The organism is Stenotrophomonas sp. 93052_Sma, assembly GCF_056481145.1.
Map to the genome: position 1 here is coordinate 4,005,159 of NZ_CM151134.1, position 19,645 is coordinate 4,024,803.

Below are 19,645 nucleotides of genomic sequence, written 5' to 3' on the forward strand. Positions count from 1 at the left end.
GACTCACGCGCGCGGCGCGCAGTAGATCCACGCCATGCGGGGATGTGTGGACCAGGGTCCACACCCACCAATGCGGCATTACGCCGAGGCGTAACGCACGGCGGTGCCGATCCAGCGTTGCACCACGCGATCGGCCAGCGCGGGCTGCTGGTCCAGCAGGCGCTCGGCCAGGTCATGCACGCCGGGCAGCAGGCCGGCATCGCGCGCGAGATCGGCGATGCGGAAGCCAGCCAGGCCGGTCTGGCGGGTACCGAGCAGTTCGCCCGGGCCACGCAGCTCCAGATCCTTCTCGGCGATGACGAAGCCATCGTTGGTTTCGCGCATGGTCTGCAAACGCTCGCGCGCCATCTGCGAAAGCGGCGCCTGGTACAGCAGCACGCAGCGCGACACCGCCGAACCGCGGCCCACGCGGCCGCGCAACTGGTGCAGCTGGGCCAGGCCGAGGCGCTCGGCATTCTCGATCACCATCAGCGAGGCATTCGGTACGTCCACGCCCACTTCGATGACCGTGGTCGCCACCAGCAGATCGATCTCACCGGCCTTGAACGCCACCATCGTCGCCAGCTTCTCGGCGGCCTTCAGGCGGCCATGCACCAGCCCCACGCGCACGCCCGGCAGCAGCGCCTGCAGCGATTCGTAAGTGGCCTGCGCCGGCGTGGCGTCGAGCTCTTCGCTTTCCTCGATGAGCGTGCACACCCAGTACACCTGCCGCCCTTCCTGGCAGGCCAGCGCGATGCGCTCGATCAGTTCGGGACGGCGGTCGTTGCTGAGTGCCACGGTCTGCACCGGGGTGCGGCCCGGCGGCAGTTCGTCAATGGCCGACACATCCAGATCCGCGTATTCGGACATCGCCAGCGTGCGTGGAATCGGCGTGGCGGTCATCACCAGCTGGTGCGGCACGCTGTTGCCACCCGCGCCCTTGTCGCGCAGGGCCAAGCGCTGGTGCACGCCGAAGCGGTGCTGTTCGTCGACGATGGCCAGAGCCAGATCCTGGAATACCACCGCCTCCTGCATCAGCGCGTGGGTGCCGACCACCACCTGCGCCTCGCCGTTGGCGACCTGCTCCATCACCTTGGCGCGCCTTGCCGGTGACCTTGCCGGCCAGCCAGGCGATACGCACGCCCAGCGGTTCCAGCCAGCCGCGCAGGTTGTTGAGATGCTGCTCGGCCAGCAGCTCAGTGGGCGCTGCCAATGCGACCTGCTTACCCTGCTCGACCGCCAGCATCGCCGCCAGCGCGGCGACCACGGTCTTGCCGGAGCCGACGTCGCCCTGCACAAGCCGCAGCATCGGGCTGGGCCGCGCGAGGTCTTCGCGGATCTGCTTGAACACGCGCGCCTGGGCGCCGGTCAGCGCGAACGGCAGCTGCTTCAGCAGCGCCTTGGCCAGCTTGCCGGGACCGGCCAGCGGCGGCGCATGGTGCGCCTGCAAGGCAATACGCTGGCGGCGCAGGCTGAGGTGATGGGCCAGCAGCTCTTCCATTGCCAGACGACGCTGCGCTGGATGGGTGCCTGCGGCCAGCGCGGCCAGATCGGCATCCGGCGGCGGCCGGTGCACAGTGAGCAGCGCGCTGCGCAGTGACGGCAGGCCGAGGCCATCCAGCCAGCCGCTGGGCAGCAGTTCCAGCGTGCTTTCCTCGGGCAGGCGGTCCAGCGCCTGGCCGATCAGCTTGCGCATCGTCATCGGGCCAACGCCTTCCACGGTGGGATACACCGGGTCGAGGCGGTCGCCGAGTTCGGGATCGTCATTGCGGCCCAGCACCTGGTAGCTGGGGTGGACGATTTCCAGGCCGAGGTGGCCGGGTTTGGGGGTGCCGAAGCAGCGCAGCCGGTTGCCGACCGCGAACTGGCCGACCTGCTGCTGGCGGAAATGGAAGAAGCGCAGCACCAGGGTGCCCTGCCCTTCATCCTCCACGGCGACCTTCAGCATCGGCCGGTAGCGCATGCCGCGCTCGACCGCGACCACCCGCCCTTCCACCTGCGCCGGTACGCCGTTGCGCAGGTCTTCGATGCGGGTCAGCCGGGTCCGGTCTTCATAGCGCAGCGGCAGATGAAGCCAGAGATCCTGCAGGGTGGCCAGGCCACGCGCCTGCAGTTTGGCGGCCACGGCCGGACCGACGCCAGCGAGCATCGCCAGGGATGCTTCGCCGGACGGTGACAGGACCGGGGTGACCGCCGCCTTGCGTGCCACGTGGCGGTCAGTCGATGACCATCACCGCGTCGACCTCGAAGTTGGCGCCCTTCGGCAGGCCGGAGACTTCGATGGTGGAACGGGCCGGGTACGGGGCCTGGAAGTAGTCCTGCATGACCGCATTGACCTTGGCGAACTCGCCCAGGTCGGTCAGGTACAGGCCCAGGCGCACGACCTTGTCCAGCGAGCCGCCAGCGGCTTCGGCCACGGCCTTGAGGTTGTCGAAGGCGCGGCGGGCCTGTGCTTCGACGTCACCGGCGCCGACGATGTCACCGGTAGCCGGATCGAGCGGGATCTGGCCGGAGAAATACACGGTGTTGCCGGCGCGCACGGCCTGCGAGTACGGGCCGATGGCGGCGGGAGCCTTTTCGGTGTTGATGATCTGGCGGGACATGGGTCGCTCCGGTGCTTGGGGGAAAACAGAGCGGTGATTGTACCGGGTGGGGGCGCATCCACGCATGGCGTGGATCCACCGCGCCGCTTCGGTAGTGCCGGCCGCTGGCCGGCAAACCCATGAATGTCGGAAGCACCGCGAAGTTGCCGGCCAGCGGCCGGCACTACCGGGTTCGCATTACTGGCGGCGTACCGACTGCACGACCGACAGCCGGCGCAGGCGGCGCATCACTTCGGCCAGATGGTTGCGGTCGCGCACCTGGATGTTGAACGCCAGCACGGCGGCGTTGAAATCACGGTCCAGGTAGTCCACGCGCTCGATGTTGGAATGGCTCTGCGCGATGGCGGCGGCCAGCTGCGCCAGCACGCCGGTGCCGTTCTCCACTTCCACCACCAGCGAGGTGTCGTAGTCGCCGGAAACAGTGGTGTCCCAGCCGATCGGCACCCAGCGCTCGGGCGACTTGCGCAGCTCGGCCAGGTTCGGGCAGTCCATGCGGTGCACCACGATGCCCTTGCCAGCGGTGTGGTAGCCCATGATCTCGTCGCCGGGAATCGGCTGGCAGCAGCCCGCGAAGGTGACCACGCCGCGCTCGCTGCCGTTGATCAGGATCTTTTCCTGCGAGTGGTGGCGCGAATGCGGGCCGCCACGCAGTTCGGCGTAGGCCATCAGCGCCTGTGCAGCCTGCGTCGGCATCCAGTTGCCCAGTGCGACCTCGGCCAGCAGCGCCTCCAGGCGCGGGAAGCGGTGCTCGGCCAGGAACGCATCCAGGCGCCCCTTCGGCAGCCGCTCCAGCGACGAATCCATCGCTTCCAGCGCACGGTCGAGCATGCGGTGGCCGAGCTGCACGGCGTCTTCGTGCTCCAGCTGCTTGAGCTGGTGGCGGATGGCGGTGCGCGCCTTGCTGGTAACCACGAATTCCAGCCACTGCGGTTTCGGCGTGGCCGAGCGCGCGGTGATGATCTCCACCGACTGGCCTGACACCAGCTTGGTGCGCAGTGGCACCAGTTTCTTGTCCACGCGCGAAGCCACGGCCATGTTGCCGACGTCGGTATGCACGGCGTAGGCGAAGTCCAGCGCGGTGGAGTTGCGCGGCAGGGCCAGGATCTTGCCCTTCGGGGTGAACAGGTAGACCTCGTCCGGGAACAGGTCGACCTTGACGTTGTCGAGGAACTCCAGCGAGGAACCGGCGGCACGCTGCGAGTCGATCAGTTCAACGATCCAGGCGTGTGCGCGGCTCTGCGCGCTGTTCGGTGAATCGCCGCCGAACTTGTAGGTCCAGTGCGCGGCCACGCCACGTTCGGCAATCAGGTCCATTTCCTCGGTGCGGATCTGCACTTCGATGGGCGAACCATACGGGCCGAACAGCACCGTATGCAGCGACTGGTAACCGTTGGCCTTGGGAATGGCGATGAAATCGCGGAAACGCCCATCCAGCGGCTTGAACGTGGCATGCACCGAACCCAGCGCGTGGTAGCAGCTGGGCACGCTGCGCACCACCAGGCGGAAGCCGAACACGTCCATCACCTGGTCGAAGGTTTTGTTCTCGTCGCGCATCTTGTTGTAGATGCTCCACGGGGTCTTGATGCGGCTGACCAGGCGGTGCTCGATGCCTTCCTTCGCCAACCGCTGCGACAGCTGCACTTCCACCTGCGCCAGCGCTTCGCGGCGGACCACCGGCTGGCTGCGGATGTGCTTTTCCAGGATCGCGTGGCGCCACGGATACAGCGCCTTGAAACCGAGGTTCTGCAGCTCGCTCTTGACCAGGCTCATGCCCAGGCGCTGGGCGATGGGCGCGTAGATCTCCAGCGTCTCGCGGGCGATGCGGCCGCGCGCTTCGCGGCTCTGCGCGCCCAGCGTGCGCATGTTGTGCAGACGGTCGGCCAGCTTGATCATGATCACGCGCAGGTCGCGCGACATCGCCAGCAGCATCTTGCGGAAGCTCTCGGCGGCCGCTTCCTGGCGGTCGCGGAACTTCAGCTTGTCCAGCTTGGTCACGCCGTCGACCAGTTCGGCCACGGCTTCGCCGAACTCGGCGGCCAGCGCCTCACGGGTCAGCGGGGTGTCTTCGATGGTGTCGTGCAGGATCGCGGCGATCAGCGCTTCCACGTCCAGGCCGAGCTCGGCCAGCACCTGGGCCACGGCCACCGGATGGGTGATATAGGGCTCGCCCGACTTGCGCGTCTGCCCGGCGTGTGCGGCGGCTCCGACTTCCCAGGCACGGCGCAACAGCGGCAGCTGTTCCGGCGGCAGGTAATGGGCAGCGCGTTCAAGCTGGAGGACGTAGTCGGGTACGGCGGCAGCGGGGGCTGCGGCGACCTTGGCAGTGGGGCCTGGGTTCATGCCCGAAGCCTATTCCAGCGCGACGTTTACGGCAAATCCTGAATGCGAAACAGCCCGCACGGGGCGGGCTGTTCGGCACATCCAACGATTACGTTGATCGATGCGATCAATCGTCGTTCTTGGACATGTCTTCGTCGGCGACCACTTCCGCGGCAGCCCACTCCAGCGCTTCGCGCTCGGCGCGCTCACGCTCGGCCTTCTCGACTTCGTCGATCAGCGCGTTGTCGATCTTGCGGGCAGCGATTTCGCGCAGCGCCAGCACGGTCGGCTTGTCCTCGGTCTCGCTGTTGTCCAGCGTGGCCTGCACGCCGTTGGCGAGCTGGCGGGCACGCTTGGAAGCCATCATGACCAGTTCGAAACGGTTGTTAACGACTTCCAGGCAATCTTCTACGGTGATGCGGGCCATACGGGCTCCCGGCGACCGGTCGGCCGCTCAGTCGAATGAGGGAAAGGGGACGGAGTGTACTGGCAGGGGCTGGACAAAATCAAGCCAACCCCTACCCGATTCTTTTGGAATCAGTCAGTTGCGCCCGGATCGGGGGTCAACAAGGCTTGGATCAGGCCTGCGTGGCGGACCTTCTGGGCCTCCCGGCGCAGGCGGCTGGCGGTGAAGATGGCGCACAGTTCGTCCACGGCGGTGTCGAACACCTCGTTGACGATGACGTAGTCGAACTCGTTGAAGTGCAGCATCTCGTCACGGGCGGCGCCCAGGCGCTGGGCGATGACCGCCTCGCTGTCCTGGCCGCGCTTGCGCATGCGGTCCTGCAGGGCCTGCTTGGACGGCGGCAGGATGAACACGGTGACCGTGCCCGGCACCAGCTGGCGTACCTGCTGCGCGCCCTGCCAGTCGATTTCCAGCAGCACGTCCTGGCCGGCGGCCAGCTGCGGCTCCACCGACTGGCGGGCGGTGCCCTTCCAGTCGCCGTGCACCCAGGCATGCTCGAAGAAGTCGCCGGCGGCGATCATTTCCTCGAACTTCTCCGCAGAGACGAAATGGTAGTGCTGGCCATTCACTTCACCCGGGCGCATCGCGCGGAGGTGAAGGAGATCGACAGGGCGATCTGCGGGTCACGCGCCAGGGTGGCATTGACGATGCTGCTCTTGCCGGCGCCGGAAGGGGCGGCAACGATGTACAGCGTGCCGCGCGCAACGGCGTCCGACGGCTTCGACGGGGCGCTCATGCGCGGAGTCCAACGGGTTGATTTCGCAAAATTTTTCCTCGGTGTTCCAGATCCGGCGCGGAGGATCGCGCCAGGACGGCGGGGGCTGCGCGGAACATCCTGGAACCAGGCCCGGCAGACGCTTCCCCGGGGGGCGGGCACGCAACTTTACCAGAGCGGCCGCGTTGCGCGCCCGTCCGGCAGGCGCCGGGCCTTGTGCCACATGGGCGTGCGGGGGCCTGTGCTATAACCGGGCCGTACCCAACGACAGCCCGGAGGCCTGCGCCTCCCCGCCATCCCAGGAGAACGGCATGCCATCGATGAGCCGCCGCCAGTTCCTGAAAGTGACCGGGACAACCCTGGTCGGCTCCAGCCTGGCATTGATGGGCTTCGCGCCCGGCATCGCGCTCGCGGAGGTCAGGCAGTACAAGCTGACCCGCGCGACCGAGACCCGCAACACCTGTACGTATTGTTCGGTGGCCTGCGGCATCCTGATGTACAGCCTCGGCGATGGCGCCAAGAACGCCGAGCCGAGCATCTTCCATATCGAGGGTGACCCGGACCATCCGGTCAACCGCGGCACGCTGTGCCCGAAGGGTGCCGGCCTGGCCGACATCATCCACAGCAAGTCGCGCCTGCTCTACCCCGAGTACCGCGCGCCGGGCTCGAACGAGTGGAAGCGGCTGAGCTGGGACGATGCGCTGGACCGCATCGCGCGGCTGATGAAGGAAGACCGCGATGCCAACTTCGTGCAGAAGAACGAGGCCGGGCAGACGGTCAACCGCTGGCTGACCACCGGCATGCTCGCCGCCTCGGCGACCAGCAATGAAACCGCGGTGCTGACCCACAAGGTCGTGCGCTCCCTTGGCATGCTTGCATTCGACAACCAGGCACGTGTCTGACACGGCCCGACGGTGGCAGGTCTTGCCCCGACGCTAGGCCGTGGTGCGATGACGAATCACTGGGTCGACATCAAGAATGCCGACCTGATCCTGATCATGGGTGGCAATGCCGCCGAGGCGCATCCGTGTGGGTTCAAATGGGTGACCGAGGCCAAGGCACACAACAAGGCCCGGCTGATCGTGGTCGATCCGCGCTTCAACCGCTCGGCCGCGGTGGCCGACGTGTATGCGCCGATCCGTACCGGCACCGACATCGTGTTCCTGGGCGGTCTGATCAACTACCTGTTGACCGAGGACCGCATCCAGCACGAGTACGTGCTGAATTACACCGACATGTCGTTCCTGGTGAAGGATGAATTCGCCTTCAAGGACGGCCTGTATTCGGGCTACAACGAAGAGAAGCGCAGCTACGACCGCTCCAGCTGGGACTACGCCTACGGTGACGATGGCTTCGTGCGCAGCGACCCGACGCTGAAGGACCCGCGCTGCGTCTACAACCTGCTCAAGCAGCACTACGCGCGCTACACCGTGGAGATGGTCGAACGCATCTGCGGCACGCCCGCCGACAGCATCCGCCAGGTCTGGGACATGATCGCGTCCACCGCCGGCAAGGACAAGGCGATGACCATCCTGTACGCGCTGGGCTGGACGCAGCATTCAATCGGTGCGCAGAACGTGCGCGCCGGCACCATGGTGCAGCTGCTGCTGGGCAACATCGGCGTGGCCGGTGGTGGCATGAACGCCTTGCGCGGGCATTCCAACATCCAGGGCCTGACCGACATCGGCCTGATGTCCGACCTGCTGCCCGGCTACCTGACGCTGCCGAAACAGGACGAGCAGGACTACGACGCCTACATCGCCAAGCGCACGCAGAAGCCGCTGCGCGCCAACCAGATGTCGTTCTGGCAGAACTACCCGAAGTTCCATGTCAGCCTGATGAAGTCGTGGTGGGGCGACGCCGCTACCGCCGACAACAACTGGTGCTTCGACCATCTGCCCAAGCTCGACAAGCCGTACGACATGCTGCAGGCGTACGAGCTGATGAACGAGGGCAAGATCCACGGCTACATCTGCCAGGGCTTCAACCCGCTGGCCTCGGCGCCGAACAAGGGCAAGCTGATCAGCGCGTTCTCCAAGCTGAAGTTCATGGTCAGCATGGACCCGCTGGAAACCGAGACCATCGCGTTCTGGCAGAACCATGGCGCGCTGAACGACGTTGACCCGAGCACGATCCAGACCGAAGTATTCCGCCTGCCGACCACTTCCTTCGCCGAGGAAAACGGCGCGGTGGTGAACTCCTCGCGCTGGCTGCAATGGCACTGGAAGGGGGCCAATCCGCCGGGCGAAGCGCGCAGCGACATCGAGATCATGTCCGAGCTGTTCCATCGCATCAAAGCGATGTACGAGAAGGACGGCGGTGCGTGGTGGGAGCCGGTGCGCGACCTGGCCTGGAAGTACTCCAACCCGGAACTGCCGACGCCGGAAGAACTGGCGATGGAATACAACGGCAAGGCACTGGCCGACGTGTTCGATCCGAAGGACCCGACCAAGCTGGTGCGCAAGGCCGGCGAGCAGCTGGCGGCATTCGGCGACCTGCGCGACGACGGCAGCACGTCCTCCGGCTGCTGGATCTACATCGGCGCCTGGGGCCCGACCGGCAACATGATGGCGCGACGTGACAACAGCGACCCCACCGGCATCGGCAACACGCTGGGCTGGGCCTGGGCGTGGCCGGCCAATCGCCGGGTGATGTACAACCGCGCCTCGTGTGACGTGGCCGGCCAGCCGTTCGATCCGCGGCGCACGCTGCTGGCCTGGAACGGCAAGAACTGGGGCAGCGTGGACGTGCCGGACTTCAAGGCCGATGAAGATCCCGCCGGGGGCATGGGCCCGTTCATCATGAATCCGGAAGGCATCGCCCGCTTCTTCGCCAAGGCCGGCATGGCCGAAGGGCCGTTCCCGGAGCACTACGAACCGTTCGATACACCGCTGCGCAGCAACCCGCTCAGCCCCGGTCAGGCACTGACGTTGAACAACCCGGCGGCGCGCGTGTTCGCCAGCGATCGCGCACAGATCGGTTCGCCGGACGAGTTCCCGCATGTAGCCACCACCTACCGCCTGACCGAGCATTTCCACTTCTGGACCAAGCACGGCAAGTTGAACGCCATCATCCAGCCCGAGCAGTTCGTCGAGATCGGCGCGGCCCTGGCCGACGAACTGGGCATCAACAATGGCAGCCGCGTGCGGGTCAGTTCCAAGCGCGGACATATCGAAGCGGTGGCGATGGTGACCAAGCGCATCAAGGCCCTGCAGATTGATGGCAAAACCGTGCACCAGGTGGGCGTGCCGATCCACTGGGGCTTCCTCGGTGCGGCCAAGCCCGGATACATCGCCAATACGCTGACCAACGCCATCGGTGACGGCAACTCGCAGACGCCCGAATCGAAGTGCATCCTGGTCAAGGTCGAGAAGGTGTAGGAGACACGCCATGTCACTGCAATCGCTGGACATCATCCGCCGCTCGGCCACCACCACGCCCTCGCCGGAGGCGCGCGGTGCGCACACGGGCCAGGTCGCCAAGCTGATCGATGTGAGCAAGTGCATCGGCTGCAAGGCCTGCCAGGTCGCCTGCATGGAATGGAACGACCTGCGCGACGAGGTCGGCAGCTGCGTCGGCAGCTATGACAACCCTCCCGACCTGAGCGAACAGTCGTGGACGGTGATGAAGTTCCGCGAGTACGAGGACGAGAAGGGCAAGCTGGAATGGCTGATCCGCAAGGAAGGCTGCATGCACTGCAGCGACCCGGGCTGCCTGAAGGCCTGCCCGTCGCCGGGCGCGATCATCCAGTACGCCAACGGCATCGTCGACTTCCAGGAAGAGAACTGCATCGGCTGCGGCTACTGCGTGACCGGTTGCCCGTTCGACGTGCCGCGCATCTCCAAGAAGGACCACAAGGCCTACAAGTGCACGCTATGTTCGGACCGGGTGGCGGTAGGCCAGGAACCGGCCTGCGTGAAGACCTGCCCGACCGGTGCGATCACCTTCGGCAGCAAGGAGGCGATGACCGAGCATGCCGCCGGCCGCGTGGAAGACCTGAAATCGCGCGGCTACGAGAACGCCGGCCTGTACGACCCGCAGGGTGTGGGCGGCACCCACGTGATGTACGTGCTGCAGCACGTGGACAAGCCGGAACTGTATGCCGACCTGCCGAAGGACCCGCGCATCAGCCCGATGGTGGAGGTGTGGAAGGGCGTGGCCAAGCCGCTGGGCGTGCTGGCGATTGCCGCTACCGCCTTCGCCGGCTTCCTGCATTACATCGGCATCGGCCGCAACACGGTCAATGACGAGGAAGAAGAGGAAGCCGAGCACGAGGCGAAGAAGATCGAAGAGGAGCAGCGGCCATGAAGTACGCCCCGCACCCGCGGCAGATCATCCGCTACCGCGCGCCGACCCGCATCAATCACTGGATTGTGGCGATCTGCTTCGTGTTGACCGCGCTGTCCGGGCTGGCGTTGTTCCACCCTGCCCTGTTCCCGTTGACCCAGCTGTTCGGTGGCGGACCGTGGACGCGCATCCTGCACCCGTTCATTGGCCTGGCCATGGTGATCGGCTTTACGTTGCTGGCGTTCCGCATGTGGCGCGACAACCTGCCGACCGCCGATGATGGCAAGTGGATGCGCGGCATGCGCGATGTGCTGCGCAACGAGGACGAGAGGCTGCCGCCGGTGGGCCGCTTCAATGCCGGCCAGAAGCTGCTGTTCTGGGCCATCATCGGTTGCCTGTCGGCGCTGCTGCTGACCGGCTTCGTGATCTGGCGGCAGTACTTCAGCCACTTCTTCCCGATCGGGGTGATCCGCTTCTCGGTGCTCGCCCATGCGCTGTTCGGCTGGGTGCTGGTGTGCGCGATCGTGGTGCACATCTATGCAGCGATCTGGATCAAGGGCTCGGTGCGGGCGATGACCCAGGGCAAGGTGACCTACGGGTGGGCGTACAAGCACCACCGGCAGTGGTTCCGGGACATCCTGCGCGGACGGCGGGAAGAGGGGTAGCGGCAGGGCCTGCGGCCCTGCACCCGCTGGATCAACGTCAACATCAACGTCAAGAGCGGGTTTCCTGAGGGATGGCGGGGTGGGTCCGGTCGCCCTCGACAGGTCCGCGGTGCTTTTGGTGGGTGTCGACCTTGGTCGACACGATGAACATGGCAATGATCGAAACCGGCTTTTGTAGAGTCGAGCCATGCTCGACTGCTTTGCCTGGAACACGCTGGACGCCGGCGTCGACAACGGCGAGGATGGAGCCTGGTTCTTCTGGCTAGCCCTGCATGGCGCAACGCATCCTTGAACCCGGTGAGATCGAGACGCTGGCCTCGCGCGATGTTCCGCGCATCATCCTGCCCGATACCGCGTCGCTGTTTGCCGGACGTGCGGACCGCCTGCGCAGTCTGGCTGCACACAGTGCCATCGGTGGTTACCTGCAGCTGCTGGCGGCGTTGGCCGATGCGCAGCAGGCGCTGCTGGAGGATCTGACACCGCAGCAACGCGAGGAACTTCAGGCACAGGCGCGTGCACAGCAGTCGAGTGCGGCAGCCGGCGCTGGGATGCCGTTGCGGCCCGCCAACACACTTCAGCTGGATGGACGCTGGCGCGGCTGGCTGCGCACGCTATGCCAGCACTGCGCTGAAGAAGCCGGGCTGCCGGCGGAAACCCGCCAGGAACTGCAGCGCGTTGCTGCTGCCGATGACGGGTGGCTGGATGCGCAGGCGCATGCGGTGCTGGAGCGTGATGACGCGCCGTCGGTGGATGCGGTGGCTGCGCTGCTGGTGATGAACGCGCTGCAGGTCTACTGGGCGGTGCTGGCGGACAGCTTCCGCCCCACCGAGCTGAAGCCACTGGCCGATGCACCGGGGCTGTGCCCGCTGTGCGGCACCCTGCCGGTGGTCAGCGTGGTACAGGCGCGGCCGCCCTATGCCTCCTACCGCTACCTGTCGTGCTCGCTGTGTGCCTGCCAGTGGCACTACGTACGCGTGCAGTGCAGCCAGTGTGGTGCCGCCGGCAAGGACATCGCCTATCGCGCCCTGGCCGATGTGGACGGCGACAGCGGCGAGGCGGTGCGCGAGAGCGCGGTCCGTGCCGAGACCTGCGACCACTGCCACAGCTACCGCAAGATCCTGTATCTGGAAAAAGACCCGTCGCTGGAGCCGGTGGCCGACGACCTCGGCACGCTGGCGCTGGACCTGCTGCTGGGCGAGGAAGGGTATGCGCGCCAGCCAGAATCCGCTGCTGTGGCAATCCGACGGCGAGTGAGGCGATGACAGCCACGCCCCCCACCCCGGCATCGGTTTCCGCCCTGCCCTCGCTGGACCGGTTGCTGCGTCTGCCTGCCCTGGCAGCACTGATCGAGGGCCACGGCCGCAGCCGTATCACCCAGCTGCTGCGTTCGCACCTGCAGGTGCTGCGCGACCGTATCAGCGCCGGCCAGCTCTCGGCCACGCAGCTGCAGGAAGCGGTTAACGGCCCGGCGCTGGTGGCAGCAGTCGAGGCCGCACTGGCTGCTGACGCACGGCAGGATCTGCAGCCGATGTTCAATCTGACCGGCACCGTGCTGCACACCAATCTCGGCCGCGCCTTGCTGCCGGATGCCGCCGTGCACGCGGTCACCCGCGCGATGACCGCACCGGTGGATCTGGAGTTCGACATCAGCCGCGGCCGTCGCGGCGACCGCGATGCACGGGTGCAGGCATTGATCTGCGAACTGACCGGCGCAGAAGCCGCCACCGTGGTCAACAACAATGCGGCGGCGGTCCTGCTGCTGCTCAACAGCCTGGCCAACCGCCGCGACGTGGTGGTGTCACGCGGCGAGCTGGTGGAGATCGGTGGCGCCTTCCGCATTCCCGATGTGATGCGCAGTGCCGGCGCGCGGCTGCTGGAAGTCGGCACCACCAACCGCACTCACCCGGCCGACTTCGCCAATGTCATCGGCACGCGCACCGCGCTGCTGATGGAGGTGCACGCCAGCAACTATGCGATCACCGGCTTCACCGCCAAGGTCGACACCGCGGCGATGGCAGCCATCGCGCACGAGCACGGCCTGCCGCTTGTGGTGGATCTGGGCAGTGGCAGCCTGTGCGTTCTGGCGGCCTTCGGCCTGCCGCACGAGCCCACCGTGCAGGAAACGCTGGCGGCCGGCGCCGACCTGGTGTCGTTCAGTGGCGACAAGCTGCTGGGCGGGCCGCAGGCCGGCATCATCGCCGGCCGCGCCGACCTGATCGCGCGGATCAACCGCAACCCGCTGAAGCGGGCACTGCGCATGGACAAGATGGGCCTGGCCGCACTGGAAGCAGTGCTGGCCCTGTACCGCGAGCCGGAGCTGCTGGCACAGCGACTGCCGACCCTGCGCACCCTGTCACGCACGCAGGAGGACATCGATGTGCAGGCCCAGCGCCTGCTGCAGCCGATGCGTTCCGTGCTCGCGGCCGACTACGATCTTGAACGGTCACCAATGCAGAGCCAGATCGGCAGCGGCGCCCAGCCACAGGCGCAGCTGGCCAGCGCCGGACTGCGCATTACCAGCGCGCCGTGGCGGACTGGATCGCCTGGCCAAGCGCTTGCGTCAGCTGCCGCGACCCGTGCTGGGCCGCATTGCCGATGACGCGCTGTGGCTGGACCTGCGCTGCCTGGAACCGGCCGACGAAGCCGACTTCCTCGCCCAGTGGAGCACGCTGCAGGCATGATCGTCGGCACCGCCGGGCATATCGACCATGGCAAAACCAGCCTGGTACGCGCACTGACCGGCATCGAAACCGATCGCCTGCAGGAAGAGCGAACGCGCGGTATATCGATCGAACTGGGCTACGCCTATGTCCCGGTGGAAAGCAGGGACGCCGAAGGCCCGGCTGCGACGCTGGGTTTCGTCGACGTGCCAGGCCATGAGCGCTTCGTGCACACGATGGTGGCCGGCGCCACGGGTATCGATGTCGCCCTGCTGGTGATCGCTGCCGACGACGGCGTGATGCCACAGACCCGCGAGCATCTGGCCATCCTGCAGCTGCTGGGCGTGGATCGCGGCGCGGTGGCGCTGACCAAGATCGACCGTGTGGATGCGGCGCGCCTCGCCCGGGTCGAGATCGAGATTGCTGCGCTGCTGGCCGCGACACCGCTGCAGGAATCTCCTCTGTTCGCCTGCAACAGCACCGCACCCGACGATGCCGGCATCAGCGCACTGCGTACCCAGCTGCACGCATGGGCGGCGGACGATGCCAGTACACGCCAGGCCGAACTGCGCAGCGAACTGTTCCGCATGCCGGTGGACCGCGTGTTCTCGCTGGCCGGCCACGGCACGCTGGTGACCGGCGCGGTACATGGCGGCATCGCCGCGGTGGGTGAGCATCTGCAGCTGATGCCAGCCGCCACCGACGTGCGCGTGCGCAGCATCCATGCGCAGAACCAGGCCAGCGAGCACGCGATGGCTGGGCAACGCTGCGCGCTGAACCTGGCCGCCATCGCCCGCGACGACATCCGCCGTGGCGACTGGATTGCCGATCCACGCGCGCTGCTGGCCACTACCCGCGTCGACGTGCGCCTGCGACTTTCCGCACTGGCGCCGCCACTGCGCGACTGGTCACCGCTGCACATCCACTGGGGCACGATGCACCGGCAGGCCCATGTGGTGCTGCTGGAAGACCACGATCACGGCGATGGTCAGTTGGTGCAGCTGGTGTTCGATGCACCAGTCTGCGCGATGTGTGGCGATCGTTTCATCGCCCGTGATTCAGCAGCCACCCACACACTGGGCGGTGGCGTCGTGCTCGATCCGGATCCTCCGCAGCGGCGTCGGCGCAGTCCTGCGCGGCTGGCCTGGCTGGGGGCACTGGAGCAGCTGGCGGCCGGTGCCGGTGTTGTCCCGCTGCTGCAGCAGGCACCTGCCGGCATTCCCCTCACCGCGCTGCAACGCTATTGCCGACGCGCCGCCGACCGCATCGACCTGCCCGAGGACGCGCGACGCATCGCGACCCGCGATGACGCGGTGATCATCCTCGCACCGCACTGGCAAGCACTGCGCGAGCAGGTGATCACCTCGCTGCGCGGCTGGCACGAGCGACGCCCCGACGAACCCGGCGTCGACAGCGGGCGCCTGCAGCGCAGTACCCTGCCCTCGCTTGCAGCGAGCCTCTGGAATGCGCTGCTGCAGGACCTGCTGGCTGATGGCACGCTGCAGCGCGTGGGCGCGTGGTGGCGCCTGCCCGGCCATCACCATGCGCCACCGGAACGCGAACGCCTTCTGCTGGAACGCGTGCTGCCGCAACTGCACGCCGGTGGCTTCGATCCACCGTGGGTGCGCACCCTGGCCGCCGACATCGGACTGGCCGAAGACGAGGTCCGCGCCGTCCTGCGTCGCGCCGCCGCGCGTGGCGATCTGTTCCAGGTGGTGCCCGACCTGTTCTATGCGCCGGCCCGCATCGCCGAGTTGGCCACGATCGTCGCGCAGCTGTCACAGGCCAGCGGCACGGTGGATGCGGCGGCGTTCCGCGATGCCATCGGCCTGGGCCGCAAACGCAGCATCCAGATCTTGGAGTTCTTCAATCGCGTTGGCTACACTCGACGCGTCGGTGACCAGCATCGGCCGCGCGGCGACCTGCAGTGGAACGCAGCCCGCGACTGAGCCCACCGGTACCGCCGTACTTTCGGAAGGCATGCGCATCCGGGCATGCGGCTGGGCTTCAAACCCAGTAGGGGGCGTCGATCGTTCCCTGGTAGGTTCGACTCCTGCTGCCTTCCGCCATTCGCGTTCCCGCAGGAGATGTCGGCATGGCCACGCACGCGCAGTCCCCCGCTCCTTCAACGGCCGATGCCCCGCAACGACTGACGTCTCTCGCGCATGGCGGTGGCTGCGGCTGCAAGATCGCGCCCGGCGTGCTGACCGAACTGCTGCGCGGGGTTCCAGCGCTTCCGGCACCGGCCGAGCTGCTGGTCGGCCGCGAGACCAGCGACGACGCCGCGGTGTATCGCCTCGATGACCGGCAGGCAATCGTCGCCACCACCGACTTCTTCATGCCGATTGTCGACGACCCGTTCGACTTCGGCCGCATCGCCGCCACCAATGCGCTGTCGGACCTGTACGCGATGGGCGCGCCCGCTGTTCGCACTGGCCATCGTCGGCATGCCGATCAACAGCCTGCCGCAGGACACCATCCGCGGCATCCTGCAGGGTGGCGAACGCGCCTGTGCTGATGCCGGCATCGTGGTGGCTGGTGGCCACAGCATCGATTCGGTGGAACCCATCTACGGCCTGGCCGCGATCGGCGTGCTCGATCCGCAGCGGCTCAAGCGCAATGCCGATGCCCGCGCCGGCGATGTGCTGGTGCTGGGCAAGCCGTTGGGCGTGGGTGTGTATTCGTCGGCGCTGAAGAAAGAAGTGCTGGATGCCGAGGGCTACCGTCAGATGATCGAGTCGACCACCCGCCTGAACAGCGTGGGCCTGCCCCTTGCCGCGCTGGACGGCGTGCATGCCATGACCGACGTCACCGGCTTCGGCCTGCTCGGCCACCTGCTGGAAGTGTGCCGCGCCAGTGGCGTGGCCGCCGAGGTGGACAGTGCACAGGTGCCGCTGCTGCCGCAGACCCTGGACCTGCTGCAGCGTGGCTGCGTAACCGGCGCCTCCAACCGCAACTGGGCCTCGTATGGCGCCGAGGTGCGCTTCGCCGAGGGCTTGGCCGCCCACTGGCAGCCACTGCTGACCGACCCGCAGACCAGCGGCGGCCTGCTGGTGTCCTGTGCGCCGGAAGCGTTGGATGCGGTGCTGGCCTGCTTCCACGACGCCGGATTCGGCCAGGCGGCCGTGGTGGGGCGCTTGAGCGGGGGAGCGCCGGCCGTCAGGGTGCACTGATGCACTGATGCGCTGAAACAACAAGGGCACCCGAAGGCGCCCCTGCTGTACGGCTGGATGCAACATCACTCGATGTTCTGCACCTGTTCGCGGATCTGGTCGATCAGCACCTTCAGCTCCACCGCAGCATTGGACGTACGGCTGTCCACCGACTTCGAGCCCAGCGTGTTGGCTTCGCGGTTGAACTCCTGCAGCAGGAAGTCCAGGCGGCGACCGACCGGCTCGCGCTGCTTGAGCACGCGGCGGATCTCGACGATGTGGCTGCCGAGGCGGTCCAGCTCTTCATCCACGTCCAGCTTCTGCAGCCACAGCACCAGCTCCTGCTCGGCGCGGCCGGGGTCGACCGGGTGCGGCAGGTCAGCCAGGCGGGCGGCCAGCTTGGCGCGCTGGCCGTCGCGAATGGCCGGAATCAAGGTGCGCACTTCGGTAGCGATGCGTTCGATGCCGTCCACGCGCTCGCTGATGGCCGCGGACAACTTGCCGCCTTCGCGCTCACGGGCCTCGACGAAGCCATCCAGCACCTGGTCCAGCAGGGCCAGTGCCTCGACCTGCAGGGCGGCGGCATCGGTGGCCTCGCCACGGGTGACGCCCGGCAGCTGCAGCAGATCGGTGAAGCTGACCTGCAGATTGGGGAAATCGGAGGTCAGGCGGTGCGCCAGGCGGCCCAGCTGGCCCAGCAGGGCCTCGTCCACCTGCAGGTTGGCGGCCGCTTCCGGCGCGCAGGCGCATCACCAGATCCAGCTTGCCGCGGCTCAGGCGCGCGGCGATACGCTCGCGCAGCTGCGGCTCCAGCGCCCGCAGTTCCTCGGGCAGGCGGGTGCCGACCTCCAGGAAGCGGTGGTTGACCGAGCGCAGCTCGCAGCCCAGCGTGCCCCACGGGGTGACCCGCTCGCCGCCGGCATAGGCGGTCATGCTTCGAATCATGGATTGTGTCCGGTGCGTGCAAAGGGGGAATGGTACCCTAGCGCCCTCACCAGAGCCCCCTTGCCCGCCCCGTGAAGGCCGCGGGCGTGGCGGCGTACTCCCTCGCCATTACGGAACCCGCACCATGTCCGATTCCCGCCCCAGCGGCCGCCAGCCCGACCAGCTCCGCCCGGTCGTCATCCAACGCGGCTTCACCCGCCACGCCGAAGGTTCGGTGCTGGTGTGCTTCGGTGAAACCCGTGTGCTGTGCACCGCCAGCGTCGAGAACCGCGTGCCGGGCTTCCTGCGCGGCAAGGGCGAAGGCTGGGTGACCGCCGAGTACGGCATGCTGCCGCGCGCCACCCACACCCGCAGCGACCGTGAAGCCGCCCGTGGCAAGCAGGGCGGCCGCACCCTGGAGATCCAGCGCCTGATCGGCCGCAGCCTGCGCGCCTGCGTGGACCGCAACGCGCTGGGCGAACGCACCATCACCCTGGACTGCGACGTGCTGCAGGCCGACGGTGGCACCCGCACCGCCGCCATCACCGGTGCCTACGTGGCCCTGGTCGATGCGGTGAACGTGCTGATGAAGCGCGGCGACATCAAGCGCAACCCGATCCTGGGCGCCGTGGCAGCGGTGTCGGTGGGCGTCTACCGCGGCACCCCGGTGCTGGACCTGGACTACGCCGAAGACAGCGACTGCGACACCGACATGAACGTGGTGATGAACGACGGCGGTGGCTTCATCGAACTGCAGGGCACCGCCGAAGGCCATGCCTTCCGTCGCGACGAACTGGATGCGCTGCTGGGCCTGGCCGAGAAGGGCGTGGCCGAACTGCTGGCCGCACAGCAGGCGGCGCTGTCGGCATGAACCGGCGCATCGCCCTGACCACCCTGGTGGTGGCCGACTATGACGAAGCCATTGCCTGGTACACCGGCAAGCTCGGCTTCGCACTGCTGGAGGACATCGACCAGGGCCACAAGCGCTGGGTGGTGGTGGGGCCGACCGACGGCAGCGCTGCCGCCCTGCTGCTGGCCCGCGCCAGCGACGAGGAACAGCGCAGCCGCATCGGCAACCAGACCGGTGGCCGCGTCGCCTTCTTCCTCAACACCGACGACTTCCACCGCGACCACACGGCGATGCTGGCCGCCGGGGTCGAATTCCTGGAAGCGCCGCGCGAAGAACCCTATGCAACGGTCGCGGTGTTCCGCGATCTGTATGGCAACACCTGGGACCTGCTGGAGCCGCGTCAATGAAGAAACTGGTACTGGCCAGCCACAACGCCGGCAAGCTGGTGGAGATGCAGGAGATCCTCGCCGACCTGCCGCTGCAGATCACCTCGGCCGCCGAGCTTGGCCTGGGCGACGTGGAAGAAACCGGCCTGACCTTCGTAGAGAACGCGCTGCTGAAGGCGCCGCGGCCTGCGAAGCGACCGGCCTGCCGGCGCTGGCCGATGATTCGGGCCTGATCGTCGATGCCCTCGGCGGTGCACCGGGCCTGTACAGCGCGCCTATGCCGGCCACCCGACCAATGCCGCGGCCAACAACGCCAAGCTGCTGGAGGCGATGGCCGACATCCCCGATGGCCAGCGCGGTGCCCGCTTCTATGCGGTGATCGTGCTGCTGCGCCACGCCACCGATCCGCAGCCGCTGATCTGCGAAGGTCGCTGGGAGGGCCAGATCATCCGTGAACTGCGCGGCACGAATGGGTTCGGCTACAACCCGGTGTTCCTGGACACCACCCACGGCCTGACCGCCGCGGAGATGGAGCCGGCACTGAAGAACGCCATCAGCCACCGCGCCATTGCCCTGCAGCAGCTCAAGCAGCAGCTGGCGACGCTGTACTGACGCCACCCGATCGAACCAGGGAAGCCG

Annotated in this window: 10 protein-coding genes, 1 tRNA gene and 7 pseudogenes; 12 read left to right on the forward strand and 6 right to left on the reverse strand. The window is 67.3% G+C overall.

All coding sequences use genetic code 11. From position 1 onward, the window contains the following. Nucleotides 1-78: 78 nt before the first annotated feature. From recG to gmk, 5 genes and pseudogenes are all read right to left on the reverse strand, one after another. Nucleotides 79-2,128 (reverse strand): annotated as a pseudogene (recG, locus tag ACZK2V_RS18740) (ATP-dependent DNA helicase RecG). 67 nt (nt 2,129-2,195) lie between these two features. Beyond that, a complete protein-coding gene (locus ACZK2V_RS18745) occupies nt 2,196-2,582 on the reverse strand; it encodes a RidA family protein (RefSeq protein WP_005410875.1) in 387 nt (128 codons plus the stop codon). Nucleotides 2,583-2,759: 177 nt separating this feature from the next. Continuing rightward, complete coding sequence (locus ACZK2V_RS18750; RefSeq protein WP_019661980.1) at nt 2,760-4,922, reverse strand: RelA/SpoT family protein; 2,163 nt, start codon at nt 4,920-4,922, stop codon at nt 2,760-2,762. 106 nt (nt 4,923-5,028) lie between these two features. Continuing rightward, nucleotides 5,029-5,328: a DNA-directed RNA polymerase subunit omega gene (gene rpoZ, locus ACZK2V_RS18755; RefSeq protein WP_005410877.1), complete on the reverse strand. Its 300-nt coding sequence runs from the start codon at nt 5,326-5,328 to the stop codon at nt 5,029-5,031. A gap of 110 nt (nt 5,329-5,438) precedes the next feature. Next, a pseudogene (gene gmk / locus ACZK2V_RS18760) lies at nt 5,439-6,103 on the reverse strand (guanylate kinase). A 290-nt stretch (nt 6,104-6,393) separates the two neighbouring features. Here gmk and fdnG point away from each other — a divergent pair. From fdnG to selD, 8 genes and pseudogenes are all read left to right on the forward strand, one after another. Next, entirely contained in the window at nt 6,394-9,462 is a 3,069-nt protein-coding gene (gene fdnG, locus ACZK2V_RS18765; protein ID WP_201117224.1) for a formate dehydrogenase-N subunit alpha, read from the forward strand. A gap of 10 nt (nt 9,463-9,472) precedes the next feature. Next, nucleotides 9,473-10,390, forward strand: a complete 918-nt coding sequence (gene fdxH / locus ACZK2V_RS18770; protein ID WP_201117226.1) for a formate dehydrogenase subunit beta — start codon at nt 9,473-9,475, stop codon at nt 10,388-10,390. Beyond that, nucleotides 10,387-11,034 (forward strand): formate dehydrogenase subunit gamma, encoded by a 648-nt coding sequence (locus ACZK2V_RS18775; RefSeq protein ID WP_486322671.1) that lies wholly within the window; start codon nt 10,387-10,389, stop codon nt 11,032-11,034. The genes fdxH and ACZK2V_RS18775 overlap by 4 nt, the downstream gene beginning before the upstream one ends. Nucleotides 11,035-11,306: 272 nt before the next feature. Further along, nucleotides 11,307-12,288 (forward strand): annotated as a pseudogene (fdhE, locus tag ACZK2V_RS18780) (formate dehydrogenase accessory protein FdhE). A gap of 4 nt (nt 12,289-12,292) precedes the next feature. Beyond that, nucleotides 12,293-13,715 (forward strand): annotated as a pseudogene (gene selA, locus ACZK2V_RS18785) (L-seryl-tRNA(Sec) selenium transferase). Further along, nucleotides 13,712-15,643: a selenocysteine-specific translation elongation factor gene (gene selB / locus ACZK2V_RS18790; RefSeq protein ID WP_201117232.1), complete on the forward strand. Its 1,932-nt coding sequence runs from the start codon at nt 13,712-13,714 to the stop codon at nt 15,641-15,643. Before selA ends, selB begins: the two are co-directional and overlap by 4 nt. A 24-nt stretch (nt 15,644-15,667) precedes the next feature. Next, nucleotides 15,668-15,763, forward strand: a tRNA-Sec gene (locus ACZK2V_RS18795). Nucleotides 15,764-15,789: 26 nt separating this feature from the next. Next, nucleotides 15,790-16,867 (forward strand): annotated as a pseudogene (gene selD, locus ACZK2V_RS18800) (selenide, water dikinase SelD). Nucleotides 16,868-16,932: 65 nt separating this feature from the next. Here selD and ACZK2V_RS18805 read toward each other — a convergent pair. After that, nucleotides 16,933-17,791 (reverse strand): annotated as a pseudogene (locus ACZK2V_RS18805) (YicC/YloC family endoribonuclease). A 124-nt stretch (nt 17,792-17,915) separates the two neighbouring features. Here ACZK2V_RS18805 and rph point away from each other — a divergent pair. The 4 genes and pseudogenes from rph to ACZK2V_RS18825 all read left to right on the forward strand — a co-directional run bounded on the left by rph (nt 17,916) and on the right by ACZK2V_RS18825 (nt 19,618). Continuing rightward, a complete protein-coding gene (rph, locus tag ACZK2V_RS18810; RefSeq protein WP_049426699.1) occupies nt 17,916-18,641 on the forward strand; it encodes a ribonuclease PH in 726 nt (241 codons plus the stop codon). Next, on the forward strand, nt 18,638-19,027 hold the full coding sequence (locus tag ACZK2V_RS18815) for a VOC family protein (protein WP_049400723.1): 390 nt from the start codon (nt 18,638-18,640) through the stop codon (nt 19,025-19,027). Before rph ends, ACZK2V_RS18815 begins: the two co-directional genes overlap by 4 nt. Next, nucleotides 19,024-19,239: a non-canonical purine NTP pyrophosphatase gene (locus ACZK2V_RS18820; protein ID WP_486323341.1), complete on the forward strand. Its 216-nt coding sequence runs from the start codon at nt 19,024-19,026 to the stop codon at nt 19,237-19,239. The genes ACZK2V_RS18815 and ACZK2V_RS18820 overlap by 4 nt, the downstream gene beginning before the upstream one ends. After that, nucleotides 19,218-19,618: pseudogene (locus tag ACZK2V_RS18825) on the forward strand (non-canonical purine NTP pyrophosphatase). Before ACZK2V_RS18820 ends, ACZK2V_RS18825 begins: the two are co-directional and overlap by 22 nt. The last annotated feature ends 27 nt before the right edge of the window (nt 19,619-19,645 follow it).

Excerpts from the sequence above, each read along its gene's own strand:
- ACZK2V_RS18750 (WP_019661980.1), bottom strand. The coding sequence starts at position 4,922 with ATGAACCCAGGCCCCACTGCCAAGGTCGCCGCAGCCCCCGCTGCCGCC.
- ACZK2V_RS18745 (WP_005410875.1), bottom strand. The coding sequence starts at position 2,582 with ATGTCCCGCCAGATCATCAACACCGAAAAGGCTCCCGCCGCCATCGGC.
- fdxH (WP_201117226.1), top strand. The coding sequence starts at position 9,473 with ATGTCACTGCAATCGCTGGACATCATCCGCCGCTCGGCCACCACCACG.
- rph (WP_049426699.1), top strand. The coding sequence starts at position 17,916 with ATGTCCGATTCCCGCCCCAGCGGCCGCCAGCCCGACCAGCTCCGCCCG.
- ACZK2V_RS18775 (WP_486322671.1), top strand. The coding sequence starts at position 10,387 with ATGAAGTACGCCCCGCACCCGCGGCAGATCATCCGCTACCGCGCGCCG.
- ACZK2V_RS18820 (WP_486323341.1), top strand. The coding sequence starts at position 19,024 with ATGAAGAAACTGGTACTGGCCAGCCACAACGCCGGCAAGCTGGTGGAG.
- selB (WP_201117232.1), top strand. The coding sequence starts at position 13,712 with ATGATCGTCGGCACCGCCGGGCATATCGACCATGGCAAAACCAGCCTG.
- ACZK2V_RS18815 (WP_049400723.1), top strand. The coding sequence starts at position 18,638 with ATGAACCGGCGCATCGCCCTGACCACCCTGGTGGTGGCCGACTATGAC.
- rpoZ (WP_005410877.1), bottom strand. The coding sequence starts at position 5,328 with ATGGCCCGCATCACCGTAGAAGATTGCCTGGAAGTCGTTAACAACCGT.